General features: G+C 74.9%; 5 protein-coding genes and 1 pseudogene. All 6 read right to left on the bottom strand.

From position 1 onward, the window contains the following. Window positions 1-190, bottom strand: a pseudogene (locus tag GTW08_RS04605) (hypothetical protein); the annotation flags it as partial. After that, entirely contained in the window at window positions 187-1701 is a 1515-nt protein-coding gene (locus tag GTW08_RS04600; protein WP_073578173.1) for a YifB family Mg chelatase-like AAA ATPase, read from the bottom strand. The gene GTW08_RS04600 and the pseudogene GTW08_RS04605, both read right to left, overlap by 4 nt. Beyond that, a complete protein-coding gene (locus GTW08_RS04595; protein WP_062401027.1) occupies window positions 1701-2063 on the bottom strand; it encodes a YraN family protein in 363 nt (120 codons plus the stop codon). The genes GTW08_RS04600 and GTW08_RS04595 overlap by 1 nt, the downstream gene beginning before the upstream one ends. Before the next feature lie 134 nt (window positions 2064-2197). Further along, entirely contained in the window at window positions 2198-2521 is a 324-nt protein-coding gene (locus GTW08_RS04590) for a DUF2469 domain-containing protein (protein WP_020627284.1), read from the bottom strand. Continuing rightward, window positions 2518-3288 carry a ribonuclease HII gene (locus GTW08_RS04585; protein WP_083659125.1) on the bottom strand — a complete coding sequence of 257 codons (771 nt, stop codon included), beginning with the start codon at window positions 3286-3288 and terminating at the stop codon, window positions 2518-2520. The genes GTW08_RS04590 and GTW08_RS04585 overlap by 4 nt, the downstream gene beginning before the upstream one ends. A 92-nt stretch (window positions 3289-3380) precedes the next feature. Continuing rightward, window positions 3381-4303: signal peptidase I (lepB, locus tag GTW08_RS04580; protein WP_161151452.1), on the bottom strand; the 923-nt coding region annotated here is incomplete at its 5' end.

Raw genomic sequence — 4303 nt, 5'->3', positions numbered from 1 at the left:
GCTCGTCGGGGACGGCTCCGCGACGCAGCCGGTCGGCCGCCTCGACCGGCCCGTACCGGTCGACCAGGGCGACGAGGTGCCGGTTCGGGGGTTCGACGCAGCGCAGCAGGTAGGCGCGGGCGCGCAGGACCTCCTCGGGCACCGTGCCGGCGTCGGTACCCGCGCGGACGGCCGGGACCGGGGCGCTCACGCGGCACCCCGCTCGCGGAAGTACAGCGCCGCGTCGACCAGGCCTCGGTCGGGCCGTTCGGACCCGGCGAGGTCGCTGAGAGTCCACGCGACCCGCAGCGCGCGGTCCGCGCCGCGGGCGCTGAGATCCCCGGCCCGCAGCCGGGCCTCCAGCGGTGCGATCACCCGGGCGGGCAGTGGGAAGCGGGTCCGCAGGGCGGGGCCGGGTACCTCGGCGTTGCACCGCCACCCGTGCTCCGACCAGCGCGCGACGGCGGCGGCGCGGGCGTCGAGCACCCGGCGGCGGACGGTCGCGGTGTCCTCGCCCCGCTGCTCGGTCACCCGCAACGCGGTCACCGGCTCCATCGCCACCCGCAGGTCGACCCGGTCGAGCAGCGGGCCGGACAGCCGGGACATGTAGCGGCGGCGGACGTCGGGGCGGCAGGTGCAGTCGCGGTCGATCGGCGGTGCGCACGGGCACGGGTTCGCCGCGAGGACGAGCTGGAACCGGGCCGGGTAGCGCACGGTGCCGTCGGCGCGGGACAGCCGGACCTCACCCTCCTCCAGCGGGGTGCGCAGCCCGTCGAGGACCGAGGCGGGCCAGTGCGGGCACTCGTCGAGGAAGAGCACCCCGCGGTGGGCCAGCGACACCGCACCGGGCCGGGCGACGCCGCTGCCCCCGCCGAGCAGCGCCGCGGTCGACGCCGAGTGGTGCGGCGCCACGAACGGCGCACACGTACTGAGTGCCCCGCTGTCGCCGAGCCGGCCGGCCACCGAGCGGATCGCGGCGAGCTGCAGCGCCTCGGCGCGATCGAGCTCGGGCAGCAGCCCCACCACGCGCTGGGCCAGCATCGTCTTGCCGGTGCCGGGTGGGCCGACCATCAGCAGGTGGTGCCCGCCGGCGGCGGCGATCTCCAGGGCCCGCCGGGCGTCGTGCTGGCCGAGCACGTCGGCCAGCTCGGGCGCCGCGACGGCCCGGGCCGCCTCCTGCGCGCCGTCGTGCCGGTGCAGCAGCCGGTTGCCCGACGCCCAGTCCAGGACGTCGCCGAGGCTGTCGGCACCGAACGCCTCGATCCCGTCGACCAGCGCGGCCTCGGCGAGCGCGGCACGGGGCACGACGGCGCGGACCATCCCGGCGTCGCGCGCGGCGAGTAGACAGGGCAGCACGCCGAGCACCGGTCGCAGCCTGCCGTCGAGGGCGAGCTCGCCGAGCAGCGCGGTGCCGCGCAGCCGGTCGGGTGGCACCGCATCCGCGGCGACGAGGACACCCAGGGCCAGTGCGAGGTCGAACCGGCTGCCGGTCTTGCGCAGGGTCGCCGGGGAGAGGGCGAGCACGATCCGCTCGTTGGGCCAGGTGCGGCCGGAGTGCACGATCGCGGACCGGACCCGGTCCTTGGACTCGTTGAGGGCGGCGTCGGGCAGGCCCACGAGGTGCACCCCGGGCATCCCGCCGCCGATGACCGCCTCGATCTCGACGGGGACGCCGTCGACGCCGTGCAGCGCCACCGACCAGATTCGTGCCGGGGGCCGCATCAGAACGCCGCCGGGTAGTGGGTGAGCGTGACCGGCCGGCCGGGCCGGATCAGGACCGCCACGACGTCGAACCTGATCTCGACCCAGCTCACCCGGTGGGCGGCCATGAACGCCTTCGCCAGCAGCCGGATCCGGCGTGTCTTGCGGCGGGTCACCGCCTCGGCGGGCTCGCCGTACCGGAGCCCGGAACGGGTCTTGACCTCGCAGAACACCAGCCGTTGCTGCGGGTCGACCGCGACGATGTCGATCTCGCCGTGCGTGCACCGCCAGTTGCGGCTGAGCACGACCATCCCGTGTGCCCGCTCGAGGTACTCGGCGGCGGTGTCCTCACCGCGACGGCCGAGCTCGTCCTTCGCTGCCATGGGTCCACGATCGGGCCGGATGGGCCGCCCGCGGGGGTGGATCGGCCGGCTGTGGACGGATCCGCCGGTTGGGGACGGGCACCGCCGGCCGCGCCGCCGGAGCGGCGGATCCGTCGGTGGGGTCTGCTACGCGCTCAGCCCGGGAACTGGTCGTCGTCGGGGAGCCGCAGGTCAGGGGTGTCGAGCTCCTCGATGTTGACGTCCTTGAACGTCACCACCCGCACGTTCTTGACGAACCGCGCCGGGCGGTACATGTCCCACACCCACGCGTCGGACATGCGGACCTCGAAGTAGACCTCGCCGTCGGCGTTGCGTGGGGCGACGTCGACGGAGTTGGCCAGGTAGAACCGACGCTCCGTCTCCACGACGTAGGAGAACTGGGCGACGATGTCGCGGTACTCCTTGTAGAGCGTGAGCTCCATCTCGGTCTCGTACTTCTCGAGATCCTCGGCGCTCACCGGCCCGCTCCTCCTGTGACGATCTCCAACGGCTCCCACGCCCCGACCGTGTCCTCCGGGTCTCCGGGGTCGGGTTCCTGCTCGGGGAGTGCCCCATTGTGGACCAGCCCCGCCGGGACCTCGCGCCCGGCCACCGCGGCGACGTTCGCGAAGGAGAACCGGTGCTCCGGACAAGGCCCGTGTGCGCGCAGCGCGGCCTCGTGGTCCGGGGTGCTGTAGCCCTTGTGCACGGCGAAGCCGTAGCGGTCGTGCTCGGCGTCGAGCGCGGTCATGATGCGGTCCCGGGTGACCTTGGCCAGCACGGACGCCGCCGCGACGCAGGACGCCACCCGGTCCCCCTTCGGCACGGCGAGGGCGGGGCGGCCGAAGCCGCGGACCGGGAAGCCGTCGGTCAGGACGTAGCCGGGCCGGACCGCGCCCAGCGCGGCCACCGCGCGGCGCATGCCCTCGATGTTGGCCACGTGCACCCCGCGGCGGTCGACCTCGGCCGCCGGGATCACGACGACGGCGTGGTCCAGCGCCCGGGCGCGGATGCGGTCGTACCAGTGGTCGCGGGCGGCCGGGGTCAGCAGCTTGGAGTCGGTCAACCCGTCGAGGGCCTTCGCGTCCGCGGGCCGCAGCACCGCCGCGGCGACGACCAGCGGTCCGGCACTCGCACCGCGACCGGCCTCGTCGACGCCGGCGACCGGGCCGAGCCCGTGGCGCTGCAGGACCGTCTGCAGGGTCCAGGTGCCGCCGTCGCGGACGACGGCGCGCGGCGGACGCAGCCCGTCGGGCAGGACCCGTACGGGACGTCGGCGGGCACGCGGCCGTCCGGTGGGACGGGCGCGGCTGGGCGGAACCGGCACGGTGCTCCCGGTCAGGCTCTCCGGCGCCACCCGTGCGGGGGGCGCGTCGCGGGCAGGAAACGCTCGGCCTCGGCACGGGCGAGCAGAGCCCGTCGCCGGCCGGCCGCGAGCGGCAGGGTCCCCAGGATGCCCAGCGCCAGCGGCACCCCGCCGGGCAGCCCCGGGAGCCCGGCCGCCTCGGCGGTGGTCTGCGGGTCGACCGCGCTGACCCAGCCGAACCGGTCGAAGGGCAGCACGATCAGCCGGACCTTGCCGATGATGTTGGCCTCGGGGATGGGGCCGTGCCCGGCCGCCCGGGAGTCCGCGGAGTTGTTCCGCGAGTCGCCCATCATCCAGTACTGGCCCTCGGGGACCGTGATCGGGCCGAACGGGATCTGCCGGGCCGGGCCCGCCTCGGGCAGGTAGTAGATGTAGGGCTCCTCCAGCGGCTGCCCGTCGACGACTACCTGGTTCAGCGCGTCGCAGCAGGAGACGGTCTGGCCGCCGACGGCGATCACCCGCTTGACGAAGTCCTTCTCGTCGGGCGGGGCGATGCCGACCAGCGAGCCGAGCGACTGCAGACCCTTGAGCAGCGGGTTCTCGCTGCCCTCGCCGCTGTAGGTCTCGCTGGCCCAGCCGTCGGTGCCGCGGAACACGACGATGTCGCCCGGGGTGATGTCGGTGAAGTTGTAGGTGACCTTGTCGACGAGCACGCGGTCGTTGTTGCAGCCGGTGCAGCCGTGCAGCGTCGTCTCCATCGAGCCCGACGGGATGACGTAGACCTTCGCGAGGAAGGTCTGGATGAGGACCGTCAGCAGGATGGCGACCCCGGCCAGGAGCAGGATCTCCTTCCAGAACGCCGTCTTGGGCTTCTCGTCGCCCGCCGCGGCCGTGGCGGAGCCGCGGCCGGTCAGGGCGGCGATCCGGCCGCCGACGCCGACGGGGCCGCTGCGGC

Origin of the sequence: Pseudonocardia sp. SID8383 (genome assembly GCF_009864975.1) — a bacterium.
GTDB lineage: Bacteria > Actinomycetota > Actinomycetes > Mycobacteriales > Pseudonocardiaceae > Pseudonocardia > Pseudonocardia alni.
The sequence above is the reverse complement of the archived record's forward strand: the minus strand, read 5'-3'. Positions and strand labels throughout refer to the sequence as shown.

Excerpts from the sequence above, each read along its gene's own strand:
- GTW08_RS04600 (WP_073578173.1), bottom strand. The coding sequence starts at position 1,701 with ATGCGGCCCCCGGCACGAATCTGGTCGGTGGCGCTGCACGGCGTCGAC.
- GTW08_RS04595 (WP_062401027.1), bottom strand. The coding sequence starts at position 2,063 with ATGGCAGCGAAGGACGAGCTCGGCCGTCGCGGTGAGGACACCGCCGCC.